General features: G+C 71.8%; 11 protein-coding genes. 3 read left to right on the top strand and 8 right to left on the bottom strand.

Annotated features, from left to right (window positions below; translation table 11 throughout):
- The first annotated feature begins 2 nt into the window (after positions 1-2).
- Positions 3-1,220 carry a Wadjet anti-phage system protein JetD domain-containing protein gene (locus tag AB0F40_RS19815; RefSeq protein WP_357471389.1) on the top strand — a complete coding sequence of 406 codons (1,218 nt, stop codon included), beginning with the start codon at positions 3-5 and terminating at the stop codon, positions 1,218-1,220.
- A gap of 25 nt (positions 1,221-1,245) precedes the next feature.
- Here AB0F40_RS19815 and AB0F40_RS19810 read toward each other — a convergent pair whose 3' ends face one another.
- From AB0F40_RS19810 to AB0F40_RS19780, 7 genes are all read right to left on the bottom strand, one after another.
- Positions 1,246-1,899, bottom strand: coding sequence for a M15 family metallopeptidase (locus AB0F40_RS19810; protein WP_357471387.1), 654 nt, complete (start codon positions 1,897-1,899; stop codon positions 1,246-1,248).
- A 120-nt stretch (positions 1,900-2,019) separates the two neighbouring features.
- The gene (locus AB0F40_RS19805; protein WP_357471384.1) at positions 2,020-3,120 is read right to left on the bottom strand and encodes a HAMP domain-containing sensor histidine kinase; all 1,101 of its coding nucleotides are present in this window, start codon (positions 3,118-3,120) and stop codon (positions 2,020-2,022) included.
- Entirely contained in the window at positions 3,113-3,802 is a 690-nt protein-coding gene (locus tag AB0F40_RS19800) for a response regulator transcription factor (RefSeq protein ID WP_357471381.1), read from the bottom strand. Before AB0F40_RS19800 ends, AB0F40_RS19805 begins: the two co-directional genes overlap by 8 nt.
- 182 nt (positions 3,803-3,984) lie before the next feature.
- Positions 3,985-5,754, bottom strand: coding sequence for an ABC transporter ATP-binding protein (locus AB0F40_RS19795; protein ID WP_357471378.1), 1,770 nt, complete (start codon positions 5,752-5,754; stop codon positions 3,985-3,987).
- Positions 5,755-5,918: 164 nt separating this feature from the next.
- The gene (locus AB0F40_RS19790; protein ID WP_357471375.1) at positions 5,919-6,719 is read right to left on the bottom strand and encodes an alpha/beta fold hydrolase; all 801 of its coding nucleotides are present in this window, start codon (positions 6,717-6,719) and stop codon (positions 5,919-5,921) included.
- The gene (locus AB0F40_RS19785) at positions 6,716-7,228 is read right to left on the bottom strand and encodes a PadR family transcriptional regulator (protein WP_357471372.1); all 513 of its coding nucleotides are present in this window, start codon (positions 7,226-7,228) and stop codon (positions 6,716-6,718) included. Before AB0F40_RS19785 ends, AB0F40_RS19790 begins: the two co-directional genes overlap by 4 nt.
- A gap of 66 nt (positions 7,229-7,294) precedes the next feature.
- Positions 7,295-7,861 (bottom strand): VOC family protein, encoded by a 567-nt coding sequence (locus AB0F40_RS19780; protein WP_357471369.1) that lies wholly within the window; start codon positions 7,859-7,861, stop codon positions 7,295-7,297.
- Positions 7,862-8,139: 278 nt separating this feature from the next.
- Here AB0F40_RS19780 and AB0F40_RS19775 point away from each other — a divergent pair, with 278 nt between their 5' ends.
- Positions 8,140-9,549, top strand: coding sequence for an MFS transporter (locus AB0F40_RS19775; RefSeq protein WP_357471366.1), 1,410 nt, complete (start codon positions 8,140-8,142; stop codon positions 9,547-9,549).
- A gap of 392 nt (positions 9,550-9,941) precedes the next feature.
- On the opposite strand, the gene AB0F40_RS19770 is transcribed toward AB0F40_RS19775, so the two are convergent.
- The gene (locus AB0F40_RS19770; RefSeq protein WP_357471363.1) at positions 9,942-10,301 is read right to left on the bottom strand and encodes a hypothetical protein; all 360 of its coding nucleotides are present in this window, start codon (positions 10,299-10,301) and stop codon (positions 9,942-9,944) included.
- A gap of 204 nt (positions 10,302-10,505) precedes the next feature.
- Between AB0F40_RS19770 and AB0F40_RS19765 the strand changes: the two genes are divergently transcribed.
- Entirely contained in the window at positions 10,506-11,780 is a 1,275-nt protein-coding gene (locus AB0F40_RS19765; protein WP_357471361.1) for an ATP-grasp domain-containing protein, read from the top strand.
- The last annotated feature ends 117 nt before the right edge of the window (positions 11,781-11,897 follow it).

Genomic DNA, 11,897 nt, shown 5'->3' with positions numbered 1-11,897 from the left:
GCGTGCGGCTCGTCTCGCCGCGAGAGGCAGGCGAACGGGTGGCGGCCGCGATCACCCAGCGGTGGGCCGCGGCGGTCTGCGCCGAGGCTGCGGACGCCGAGCCCGTCCGGCTCCGCCCCGGGGTGCGGTCGGGCTCCGACGTCGCCGGTCTTGGATTCGACCGGTGGCACGACTGGGCGCACGTGTGGCACGACGTCGCGGGCGAGGGGCTGCCCGGCGTCGAGGTCGCCGTCTCCCGGATCGTCGTGGAGAGAGTGCCCGACCAGGTGGCGGCGGAGCTCGTGGTCACCGGGCTGGACGCTGCCCTGGCACTGGTCCGGCGGGTCGGTGCGGCGGTGCCTGCGGTCGACGTCGACCGGGCGCGGACGATCGCCCGCGAGCTGGGCGAGGCGGGGGCCGTGCTCACTCCGGCGATGCTCCGCGGCGTGGCGCGGCTGTCCGACGTCGATGTCCGGGTGCTGCTGAACGCCGTCACGTGGCTCGCGGAGCACCCGGACCTCAGCGGGTCGACGGCGCGCCAGGTGCGCGCGCCCGAGATGCACTCGAAGTGGCTGGAGCAGCACGGCCGGGTCCTGCGGGAGGTCACCGGGCGGGACCTGCGCGCCGAGCTGCGGCCCCGGCTCGCCGTCGTGCACCTGACGTACGTCGATCCCGAGTACCTGGCGACCGGCGGGCGGCGGCACGACGCGTGGACCACCGGCGACATGCACGATCTCGCGTACGAGCCCAGTACCGTCCTCGTCGTCGAGAACCGCGACAGCCGGCTGTGGTTCCCGGACGTGGACGGCACGATCGTCGTGGAGGGCGGAGGAAGGGCGGCGGCCTCGCTCCTGTCGGACGTCTCCTGGGTCCGGCACGCGCAGAACGTCGTCTACTGGGGCGACATCGACGCCGACGGCTTCGCGATCCTTGCCCACTTCCGGCGTGCGCTGGCCGCGCCGAGCAGCGCAGGGGCGCCGGGCCGCGCCGTCTCCTCGATCCTCATGGACGGACCGGCCGCGCAGCGCTATGCGTCCCTCGGCGTCAGCACAGACAAGGAGGGCCGGCCGATCCCGCCCTCGTCCGCGCACCTCCCGGACCTGAGCCCGGCAGAGACGGCTGCGTACCACGCCGTGGCCACGGCCGGACCGGCGGAGGTCCGACGCATCGAGCAGGAACGCATCCCGGAGGGTGACGCGCTGCCCGCCCTCCTGGCGGTGCTCGGACGGGCCGCGGGCTGAACCGAGGTCGGCACGAGCCGCCGGGTCAGCCGGCCGCGCCGTCGAGCATCGGCGGGCACGTGCCGCCCGGCTCAGTCAGGAGCTCGAAGTGCCAGATCTCGTTCGAGTACACCTGGCACAGCCCGTAGTCGGTGCTGTGCTGGATCAACCAGTAGTCACCCTCGGTCGGCCCGATGTCGACGGCCTCGCCGCTGACGTGCGCCGACTGCTCGGGGGTGCTGACCTTGCGACGGGCCTCGGCCAGGCCCTTCGTCCGGACCGCCTCGTCGAACAGGTGCTCCTGGAAGGCGGGACTGCGCCAGCCGCTCGTGATCCAGAAGTCGATGTCGTCGGCGGCCGCGTCCGCCGCTGCCTGGCGGACGGCCTCGCGGAGCTCCGGATCGAGCCCGGTGATGGCCGGGAGGTCGTCGTCGAGCGTCGCGGTGCCGTCGGGGAGCTCGCCACCGGCCACACCGGTCGACCCGGCGGGGTCAGGGCTCGTGTCCAGCGCGTCGCCGACGGCCAGCACGACCGGCGCAGCGGCGCGGTCGAACAGGGGGTAGGCACCGAATACGGCGGCCAGGGCTACGGCCGCCGCGATGAGACCGAATACGGTGAGACGCCGGCGCGGACGGCGGCCCGGTCGCCGGTCGGAAGCGTTGGCATGTGCGGGGGGCTGGGCGAGCTCCTGTCGAGTCATGCTCCAAGCGAAGCGGGGTCGACGTTGCCCGAGCGTCTCCTCTTTTCGATATGCCGACGATATGCGCGCGCCCACCGCGCGCCGCCCACCTGCGGCTCGGCCTGCCGCAACGGACTGCCGTCAGTGGTACGGGACGGCGTCCGGCACGATCGCGGCGGGCAGGCGCACCGTGATGCGTAGCCCGCCGGTGGGCCGGGCGGCCACGGTGAGGGCGCCGTCGTGCGCCTGGACGATGCTCCGCACGATCGCCAGGCCGAGGCCCACACCCGAGTCGCTGTGGACGCGTTCGGTGCCCCGCTGGAACGGTTCGGTGAGCGTCGACACCAGCCGCGGGTCGAGGTGCGCGCCGGTGTTCTCGACGGTGAGCAGCACGCCGTCGGCGAAGGCTGTGGTGCTGACCCACACGCTGCCGCCGTCGGCCAGGTTGTGGACTATCGCGTTGTGGACCAGGTTCGTGGTCATCTGCAGCAGGAGCGCCTGCGACCCGATGGTCCGAGTGATGTCGCCGGACGTCTCGATGGTGATGCCGCGTCCTTCGGCGAGGGGGAGGAGCGTCTCGGTAGCCTCCTCCACGGCCAGGGACAGGTCGACGGGTTCGCGCGTGAACGCCCGTTGGTCGCTGCGGCTGAGCAGCAGCAGGGCCTCGGTGAGCTGGATCGCCCGGGAGTTGACGGCGTAGAGACGGTCGACGAGCTCGTCGGCGCCCCGTCCCGGATCGTTCCGGGCGACGTCGAGCAGGGTCTGCGAGATCGCCAGCGGGGTGCGCAGCTCGTGGGAGGCGTTGGCCGCGAAGCGCTGCTGCTCGGTGACCTGCGCCTCGAGCCTGGCCAGCATGGTGTCGAAGGCGTCGGCGAGCTCCCGGAACTCGTCGTTGCCACCCTCCAGCCCCACCCGGTGCGACAGCGATCCGGTCGCGGCCCTGCGGGTGGCCTCGGTGATGCGAGTCAGCGGGGCGAGCATCCGGCCGGCGAGAACCCAGCCACCCACCAGACCGAACACCAGCAGGAACACCATCGCGAGGGCTGCCTTCGGTGCGAAAGCGTCCTGGAGGTCGCCACGGTTGGGAACGAAGCCTCCGCGGTTGGACATCGCCTCGTCGGGTACGTACCGCAGCAGGAACAGCCACACCGTGGCGAGCAGCAAGGTGCCCGCGATCATGAGGAACCCCGCGTAGCTGAGGGTGAGCCGGAGGCGGACGCTCGGACCGGGCGCTCTATCCACGGTCTCCTCCCGCATCGCCTCGTGGGGTGTCGATGCGGTAGCCCACACCGGCCACCGTGGCGATGAGCCAGGGTTCGCCGAGCCGTTTGCGCAGTGCCGAGACCGTGATGCGCACGGCGTTGGTGAACGGGTCGGCGTTCTCGTCCCAGGCCCGCTCCAGGAGCTCCTCGGCGCTGACGACGCCACCCTCGGCGGCGACGAGCACCTCGAGCACGGCGAACTGTTTCCGCGTCAGGGCGACGTAGCGGCCGTCCCGGTAGACCTCCCTGCGGAAGGGGTCGAGCCGGAGCCCCGCGATCTCGCTGACCGGGGGCCGGGCGTGCCCGCGCCTGCGGTCGAGCGCCCGCAGCCGCAGGACGAGCTCGCGGAGCTCGAACGGCTTGGTGAGGTAGTCGTCGGCGCCGAGCTCGAACCCGGAGGCCTTGTCGTCGATCCGGTCGGCGGCGGTCAGCATGAGGATCGGGATGCCGCTGCCGGAGGCGACGATGCGCCGGGCGACCTCGTCGCCCGAGGGACCGGGGATGTCGCGGTCCAGGACCGCGAGGTCATAGGAGTTGAGGCGGAGCAGCTCCAGAGCGGAGTCGCCGTCGCCGGCGATGTCCGCGGCGATCGCCTCCAGCCGGAGACCGTCCCGGACGGCTTCGGCCAGGTAGGGCTCGTCCTCCACGATCAGCACGCGCATACGTGCAGCCTAGGTTGCACGTGGCGCGCGCGTGCTGCGCACCGGAGCGGACAAGGATTCGTCGTGGTTCACGCCCCCAGTGCAGACCGACGCCCGTTGCGGTGGCGTATGCCGTTCTCGATACGCCCGCGATATACCGGATGTGCCTACCGCGTCCCCGGCAGCCGCAACCGCGTGCCGTGTCAGCCCGCCTGGGTCGCGTGCAGGGTCGCGTAGCGGCCGCCACGTGCCACCAGGTGGTCGTGCGTGCCCTGCTCCACGATGCGGCCGTGCTCCAGCACGATGATGCGGTCGGCCTGCCGGATCGTGGAGAGCCGGTGCGCGACGACGAGGGTGGTGCGCCCGCGCATCAGGCGGCCGAGCGCCTCCTTCACGAGGGCCTCGGACTCGGTGTCGAGGGCGCTCGTCGCCTCGTCGAGCAGCAGGATGCGCGGGTCGCGCACCAGGGCGCGGGCGATGGCTATGCGCTGACGCTGGCCGCCCGACAGCAGGGCACCGCGCTCGCCGACGACGGTGTCCCACCCCTGGGGCTGCGCGTCCACGAAGTCCAGCGCGTTGGCGTCCCGGAGGGCAGCACGGACGACGTCGTCGGGCGCGTCCGGGAGCCCGTAGGTGACGTTGTCGCGGATGGTGCCCTCGAACAGCACCGACTCCTGCGGCACGACCGAGACGTGGCGGCGCACGGTGCGCAGGTCGAGCTCCTGCGCGTCGGCGCCGTCGACGAGCACCCGGCCGGACGTCGGGCGGATGAAGCCGAGCACCAGGTTCAGCAGCGTCGACTTGCCCGATCCGGACGAGCCGACGAACGCGACGGTCTCGCCCGCCGGGACGGTGAGCGTCACGTCGTGCAGGGCGTCGTCGTCGGAGCCGGGGTAGCGGTGGTGCACGTGGTCCAGCGTCAGCTCGCCGTCGACGACGTCGACGGTGCGGCGGCCCGCGTTCTCCTCGAGGTCGGGCTCCTCCAGCACCTCGGCGATCGAGCGCACGGACTCCATACCGCGCGCCGTGACCGGGATCAGCATGAGCAGCTGGGTCAGACCCTGGGTGAGCAGCGTGAAGTAGGCCGACAGCAGCACCACCTCGCCCGGCGTCACGGGCAGGAAGCCGGTGAGGGAGAAGATCGCGGCGAGCGCGAGGCACGTGACGCCGAGCAGCTGCATGGTCACCCAGGACAGCGACGCGACCCGGCCGTTGAGCATGTCGAGGTGCAGGCCGGCGCGGCGCACGCCGTCGGCCCCCGCGGCCAGGCGCGTGACCGCCGTCTGCTCCAGGCCGTGGGCGCGGGTGATCGGGATGAGCGAGGCCATCTCGCCCACGCGGGAGGCGAAGCCCTCGACCTCGCGACGGAAGTGCTCGTTGCGGTCGCGCGAGCGGCGGGCCGTCGCCCAGCGCAGCCCGAGCGCGAGCGGCACGGCCAGCACGTAGACGGGCAGGAACTGGGGGACCTTGATGGCGGTCATGGTCAGCGCGCCGGCGAGCACCATGATCGACGAGAGCAGGGGATGGGTGACCTGCTGGAGCATCACCTCGATGTTCTCGACGTCGCGGACCACCTTGGACTGCACCACCGACGAGCTGGCCCGGGTGTGGTAACCGATCGACAGGCTCTGCAGCCGTGCGGCGAGCGCGTTGCGGAGGCCTGCCCCGGTGTCGCGCACCACGGTCATGAAGTTGCGCGTGTAGACGAGGTGGTTGGGAAAGTTCTGCAGCAGCAGGACGGCGGCCACGGCGAACCAGACGAGCACGTCGCGGACCTGCCCGCCGGTGGCCACGATGTCGATGACGGCGGCCGTGACCACCGGGAGGAACCACATCGGGATCTCTTTGACCGTGAAGGCGACGATCGCCACCGACATGCGTCCGGGCCGGCGGGCGAGGAGCCGGAGAACCGACCGGGCCGGGCGGGAGCTGTCGATGCGGATCCGGGAGGTAAGCGCTTTCTCGGCGAGCATGTTGGACATGCTATGCCGCCGCCGGGCTGCGCACCCGCGCGGACGGACCGGTGCAGGTGGTTGGCCGAAGGTCCGCTCCGACCACGCGGTTGCGCATGCTCCGGGCCGCTCGAGCATGCGCAACCGCGTGGTCGAGGCGGACTTCGGGGTGAGCCCCGGGCCGGTCAGGCCGGGAGCAGGGCCGGGGAGGGGTTGCCCGTCGTCAGCCAGTGGAGCAGCGTGCTGTGGAACAGCTCCGGGTCCTCGACGTCCCAGATGTGGTGCATCCCCGGCGCGAGGCGCGCTGCCGCGTGGGGCGCTCTGGAGGTGACCTCGTCCAGCGCGTCGCGGAAGGTCCGGGACTCCTGCTCGCCGACGATCGCGAGAATCGGGGCGGTCAGCCGGCGGAGCCCGTCGAGCTCGCGAGCCGGGACCCCGGCGTAGATCTCCGGGACCATCCGGCGGACCGAGTCGCGGTCGATCCCGAGCCCCGTCGTCACGAACAGGTCGACCGTGTCCGGTGGGATGCGGTACGCGCGGGCCATCGTCCTCCAGTACCCGGGGCTGCCGAAGAGGCGAATCTGGGCCAGTCCCGCCCAGCGGCCGAACCCGCGCACGCCGCGCAGGATCGCGCCGGTCACGAAGACGCTCCGAATGACGTCCGGGTGGCGCGCCGCGAGAGCCACCCCCACGACGCCGCCGAGCGACAGCCCGACGACATGGGTCTTCCCGTCATGGGCACGTTCGCGGACGAGATCGGCCAGCTCGTCGGCCGTCGTCGCGAGGTCGGTCCACGGATGCCGCGCCGATGCGCCGAACCCGGGCAGGTCGGGGATGAGGGCGTGGTGGTCGGGAAGTGCCTCGGCCTGTTCGGTCCACGACCAGCCGGCGGCACTGCCACCGTGCAGGAACAGGACCGACTCGCCGGCGTCGGGGCGCTGCTCCGCGAGGTAGATGCCCGCGGGGTGGTTCACCGGCTGGCTCACAGGACCGCCTCCAGCTCGTCGAGCCACGTGAGCTCGGCCTGGATCTGCCGGATGCCGTTGCGCAGCGTCGCCGACCGGAGCCGGGCGGCCAGGTCGCCGTCCACGACCGGGATGCTCTCCAGCGTGGCGAGCAGACGGCGTGCCGCGGCCCGGCGCTCCGCGAGGAGGGCGCGGACCAGCTCGGGATCGTTCTCCCGGCCGACGAGGAAGAGCCGGCCGAGGAACGGCTCCCTTGGCCGGTCGTCGGGCAGCGGGGACCGCAGCCAGGCCGCGAGCGAGGCCCGGCCCTCGTCGGTGAGCCGGTGCTCGCGGCGGTCCGGCTTGCCCGGCTGCGGGATGACCCGGACGTCGACGAGGCCGTCCTGCTCGAGCCGGGCAAGGGTGCGATAGATCTGCGACTGGTCGGCTGACCAGAAGTGGGCGACCGTACCGTCGAACGCCTTCTTGAGGTCGTAGCCGGTCATGGGTCTCAGGTCGAGGAGGCCGAGGATCAGGGCGTCGAGTGCCATGCGCCATACTATACAGCACATATATGAGACTCTGCATATATGGCGTCCAGGTAGATCGGCGCGAGCTCAGCCCCTGGCGTGGGCAGATCCGCGTGATGTGCCTGCCGGTGTCCGGACGGGCGCGCTGCTCCGGCCCTCGCTCCGTCCGCTCAGCTCGGCATCGAGCGTCTCCTGGGCCGCGCGCATCCCCTCGGCGTACCTTGGCTCCTGCAGTCGCTGCCACATCACGTCCTCCGTGACGGCCTCGACCTGGCTGACCACCCACCAGATGTTGCCGAACGGGTCACGGACGCGGCCGCCCCGCTGGCCGAAGGCACTGTTGTCCAGCGGAGTGACGACGACGGCGCCCGCGGCGACGGCCCGGTCGAACGCCGCGTCGGCGTCGGTGACGAAGACCCGCAGCAGGCTCGGCATGGCGGGCCAGTCGGGGCGCCGGTCGAACGCCAGCACCACCGTGTCGCCGACACGGATCTCGCCGTGCCCGATCGCGCCGTCGCCCGTCGCCACGCGCGCCAGCTCCTCGCCCTCGAACGTCGCGGCGACGAAGTCGAGGAACGCTCCGGTGTCGTCGGTGACCACCCACGGTGCGACGTTCGTGTAGCCGGCGGGGGTGGTGGCTGTGCGGTCATTCATGTCGGATCCTCTCGAAGCGGCTTCCATCGGTGCTGCCGACGGTAGGAGGAGAAGAGGTCGACTCCTGGCCTCTATTGAAGAGCAGCGTGAGGCGTCGTTCGCGCAGGCAACTATTTCGCGCGGCAACTATGTAGGGTGCTGGCATCCCCTCGCCTCCGGCGCAGCCCGTGCTGCGGGTCCCCGCCTGCGCACGGGGCCCGACCTCGTCGAAGGAACGTCTGCCACCCATGAGATCTCGCTTTCCGTCTGGCAGTCAGGATCGCTCCCGACTCACGCACGTGCCCAGGCCGGGCCTGGTGATCGCGGTCCTTGCGTTCGCAGGCATGGGGGCGTCGTTCATGCAGACGATCCTGCTGCCGATCCAGTCGGAGCTGCCGCTCCTGCTGGGCGAGTCGCGTGACGTCACCGCCTGGGCCATCACGGTGACCCTGCTGGTGGCAGCGATCTGTACGCCCATATCGGGGCGGCTCGGCGACATGTACGGCAAGAAGACGGTGGCGCTCGTGCTGCTCGGCCTGCTCGTGCTCGGCTCGGTCGTCGCCGCGCTGTCGCCGTCCGTGGTGCTGCTGATCGTCGGCAGGGGCCTGCAGGGCATGGGCATGGGCGTGATCCCGCTCGGCATCTCGATCCTGCGCGACGTGCTGCACAGGGAACGGCTCGGGTCGGGCATCGCGGTGGTCAGCGCGACGCTCGGCGTCGGCGGGGCGCTCGGCCTGCCGATCAGCGCGTTCGTGACCGAGTACTACGACTGGCACGTGATGTTCTGGGTGGCGGCAGGGGTCGGCCTGCTCGCGCTGGCGCTGGTGGCGTGGGTCGTGCCGGTCAGTACGATGCGGGCCGGCGGCAAGCTCGACGTGGTCGGCGTGATCGGCCTGGCGGTCGGCCTGACCGGGGTGCTGCTGGCGGTCTCCCGCGGGAACGACTGGGGCTGGGGCTCGCCGCGCACGCTCGGGCTGCTGTTCGGCGGCCTGGTCGTGCTCCTGGTGTGGGGCTGGCACGAGCTGCGGACCGACGCGCCCCTGGTGGACCTGAGGGTCACGGCGCGTGGCACCGTGCTGTTCACCAACCTGGCCTCGATAGCGATGGGCTTCGCCCTGTTCGCGTCGCAGGTCGTGTTCCCGCAGCTGCTCGAGCTGCCGACCGAGGCGGGTGGACTGGGGCTCAGCCTGATGCAGTCGAGCCTGATCCTCATGCCGGCCGGCCTGGCGATGCTCGCCATGTCGCCCGTCGCGGGCCGGCTCGAGCACCGATTCGGCCCCAAGCCCCTGCTCGCGTCGGGGTCGGCCATCATCGCGCTCTCCTACGTGATCGCCGTCGCCGTCGACCTGGGGGTGTGGCACGTCCTGGTGGTCAACACCGTGCTCGGCATCGGTATCGGTCTGGGGTTCGCGGCCATGCCCGCACTGATCATGCAGGTCGTGCCGGCGCGCGAGACGGGAGCGGCGAACGGTCTCAACACCCTCATGCGGTCCCTCGGCACGACGTCGGCCGCCGCCGTCGTGGGCGGGGTGCTCGCCGCGGGCGGCGCCGAGCTGGACGGCGTGCCGGTGCCGTCCGACGACGCGTTCCGGACGGCGCTGCTGCTTGGCCTCCTCGCTGCGCTCGTATGCACGGTCCTTGCGCTGCTCATCCCGCGGCCGAGGCTCGCGGAGGACGAGCGGCCCTCGTTGCCGGACGGGGTCCTGTGACGCGGGCTCTGGCGGTCCCGCGGCTGCCGACGGCAGAGCGCAAGATCGGCGCTGGCTCTTCCAGGAGCTGCACAAGAGCGGCATCCGCTACGACCATCTGCATCGCCACGAGGAGCCGCTTCTCTGGGCGGCGGGCGCGATTGCCTGTGCTGGCAGCGTGGTGGCGCTTGGAAGGACAAGGTGCGTCCGCTCGTCGTGCGGACGGCCGACCTGGCGCCGTAGACAGCGCAAAGCCCGGGTTACCCGCCTGACGGGTAGGCTCCCGGGCTCACTTCTCAGGGCTATTGCCCCTCGCAACACTCATAATACTGTCTTCTAATACTGTCTTCGCGACGCTTGACAACCGCTACGGGACGGCGATTCTGCGGCGCGCTCCGTCCAAGAGACGGGTGTCAGCCCGATACGGCCACGACGCTCGTCTCCGTTACCTCGACCGGGAGGCCGAACTTCTCGAAGACCCGGTCGGCTGCCGCGCAGAGGTCCGCGTGCGTCACCTCGGGGTGGAGCCCGACATGGATCGTGCCGTCATCGGACCGGTGGACGGTCGAGATGTCGCCGTAACCGGCCACCGCGTCCTCGAGCAGCGGCAGGAACGGTCTCTGGAGAGGAGTCGGCCGGGTGATGGCGTCGCCGGGCCGCGGGCTTTGCGAGCACGACGACCCCGCTGCTCCCGAGTGCATCCCCGACGCCGAGCCGGCGGGCAGAGCCACCACGCAGACCAGCGCCATGATCGCGAACGATGAACGACTCATGACCTCATCCCTGTCGGTCTCCGGCCCGGGCGCGCAAGGTGGACGGACGCCTCATACCGCACTGTAGGGGGCGTCCGACGGGTCGTGGTAGGCCTCGGACCGTGTTCATCACGAGGTGGCCGCCCGCGGACAAGAACCTCCAGGCGATCCGTGGCAGGCTGGGCGCCATGTTGAGAACGACTATCGTTCGCGGAGCGTGCTGACGTGGCTGACCTGCTGATGATCGAGAGCTGGCTCCAGTCCACCGGCCTGATGCTCCCGCCCCTGCTGCGCGACGGCGGCCACCGGTACGTCCTGGTGGCCCGCGACCCTGACCTGTACCGCCTGCCCGGCGGCGAACCGCATCCCGTCCTGTCGCTCGCCTCCGAGGTGGTCGTCGCCGAGACCAACGACGACGCTCTGCTCGCCGCCGCGCGTGCGGTAGCGGCCCGACGACGGATCGACGGCGTGCTGACGACGTGCGACTACTACCTGCCGGCGGTCGCGCTGGTCGCCGAGGAGCTGGGCCTGCCCGGTGCGCCGGCCGACGTGCTGCGCACCGCGACGCGCAAGCATCTGGTGCGTCAGGTTCTGGCGGCTGCGGGAGTGCCGGACGTGCCGTTCGCGGTAGCCGCGACCTGGGACCAGGCGCACAAGGCGGCGGCCGACCTCGGCTACCCGGTGGTGGTCAAGCCGGTCGACATGAACTCGGGGACCGGTGTGCGCAAGGTGGCCGACGAGACGGGGCTCGCCGTGGCCTTCGCCGAGGCGACCGCGCCCGAGCGCAACACCAGGGACCAGCCGCTGGAGCGGCTCGCGCTGCTCGAACGGGTCTTGGAGGGGCCGGAGTACAGCGTGGAGTCCGTGACCCGGGACGGCGTCACGCGGGTGCTGGGCATCACCGCGAAGTCGGTCGCCGAGCCGGGCGCCGAGGCCGGTTCCGGGTTCGTCGAGTCGGGGCACCTGTTCCCTGCCCCGCTCGCTCCCGACGAGCGCGACGCGATCGAGCGGCACGTCGTGGCGGTGCTGGGCGCCGTCGGGCTCACGCACGGGATCAGCCACACGGAGGTGCGGGTCACCACGAGCGGTCCGCGCCTGATCGAGCTGAACCCGCGCCAGGGTGGCGGCTACATCTTCGAGCTGGTGCGCCTCGTGACGGGCTTCAACCCACTGCAGGTCCTGGTGGACCTGGCGCTCGGCCGCGAGCCGGTGCCCGGTCCCGCGGTCGCCAAGAGCGCGGCGGTCACGTTCCTGCTGCCGCCGTCCGACGGCGTCGTGCGCGAGGTCCGGGGCGCGCGGCGCCTGGCCGACGACGACCGCGTGCTCAGCCACGAGACGCCGTCGGCCGGCCGCGTGGTGCGCCAGGGGGACAACAACGAGCGCATCGGCCACGTCCTGGTGGTGGACCGGACCGGCCACCGTGCGAAGGCCTGGTCCGACGAGCTGGTGGCCGGCCTCGACGTCCGGATCGAGGCGGCGCACCTGGCGAGCACGAGGTAGAGCGCACGAAGTAGAGCGCCTGTCCGGGCTCCGGTCCCGCTCGCGCTGGCCGTCGGCGACGAGGCCGGTCGCTTCCTGGCCCGGCTCCACACAGATCACGGGGTCGGTCTACGCACG

The sequence above is a fragment of the Promicromonospora sp. NPDC023987 genome (assembly GCF_040639055.1).
Taxonomy (GTDB): domain Bacteria; phylum Actinomycetota; class Actinomycetes; order Actinomycetales; family Cellulomonadaceae; genus Promicromonospora.
Note: the sequence above shows the minus strand (reverse complement) of the source record. Positions and strands in the feature narration are given on the sequence as shown.

Coding starts and splice junctions, on each gene's coding strand:
- AB0F40_RS19810 (WP_357471387.1), bottom strand. CDS start 1,899: ATGACTCGACAGGAGCTCGCCCAGCCCCCCGCACATGCCAACGCTTCC.
- AB0F40_RS19800 (WP_357471381.1), bottom strand. CDS start 3,802: ATGCGCGTGCTGATCGTGGAGGACGAGCCCTACCTGGCCGAAGCCGTC.
- AB0F40_RS19795 (WP_357471378.1), bottom strand. CDS start 5,754: ATGCTCGCCGAGAAAGCGCTTACCTCCCGGATCCGCATCGACAGCTCC.
- AB0F40_RS19785 (WP_357471372.1), bottom strand. CDS start 7,228: ATGGCACTCGACGCCCTGATCCTCGGCCTCCTCGACCTGAGACCCATG.
- AB0F40_RS19780 (WP_357471369.1), bottom strand. CDS start 7,861: ATGAATGACCGCACAGCCACCACCCCCGCCGGCTACACGAACGTCGCA.
- AB0F40_RS19770 (WP_357471363.1), bottom strand. CDS start 10,301: ATGAGTCGTTCATCGTTCGCGATCATGGCGCTGGTCTGCGTGGTGGCT.